Annotated in this window: 1 protein-coding gene; it reads left to right on the top strand. The window is 69.2% G+C overall.

All coding sequences use genetic code 11. From position 1 onward, the window contains the following. Positions 1-222 precede the first annotated feature (222 nt). Positions 223-865 (top strand): aldo/keto reductase (locus Q6969_RS15980; protein WP_317231320.1); only part of this gene is annotated, 643 nt, incomplete at its 3' end.

Here is an 865-nt window from a genome sequence, read left to right on the forward strand (position 1 = left end):
GCTGACCCGCATCGACGACGCCCTCGGCGACATCGTCGAGAAGGACCCGCGGAAGACCGACGAGAGCTCGCCGAAGACCCGCGAGGCCTGATCCGCTCGTCCTCCCGCACTACGGCGGCCCCGCTCGAGATCCTCGGGCGGGGCCGCTCGTGCACCTGCCGGTCACCACGCGGACAGACGACGCCCGGGCGGCCCCCAGCAGGCGCGGCGTAGGCTCGGAGGATGGAATTCCGCTACCTAGGCAACTCAGGCTTCAAGATCTCCGAGATCACGTACGGCAACTGGCTGACCCACGGGTCGCAGGTCGAGAACGACACCGCGACCGCCTGCGTGAAGGCGGCCCTCGAGGCCGGCATCACGACGTTCGACACCGCCGACGGCTACGCGAACACCGTCGCCGAGAAGGTCCTCGGCGACGCGCTCACAGGCGAGGACCGCGACGGCCTCGAGATCTTCACGAAGGTCTACTTCCCGACCGGCGCCAAGGGCCACAACGACACCGGCCTCTCGCGCAAGCACATCATGGCGTCCATCGACGGATCGCTCGGCCGGCTCCAGACGGACCACGTCGACCTGTACCAGGCGCACCGCTACGACTACGAGACCCCGCTCGAGGAGACGATGCAGGCCTTCGCCGACGTCGTCCGCCAGGGCAAGGCGCTCTACATCGGCGTGAGCGAGTGGACCCCCGAGCAGCTCCGCGAGGCGCACGGCCTCTCGCGCGAGCTGGGCTTCCAGCTCATCTCGAACCAGCCGCAGTACTCGGCCCTCTGGCGCGTCATCGAGGAGGAGGTCGTCCCCACGTCCGCCGAGCTCGGCATCTCCCAGATCGTCTGGTCCCCCATCGCGCAGGGCGTCCTCACCG

The sequence above is a fragment of the Clavibacter sp. MX14-G9D genome (assembly GCF_032917815.1).
GTDB classification, from domain to species: Bacteria; Actinomycetota; Actinomycetes; order Actinomycetales; family Microbacteriaceae; genus Clavibacter; species Clavibacter michiganensis_K.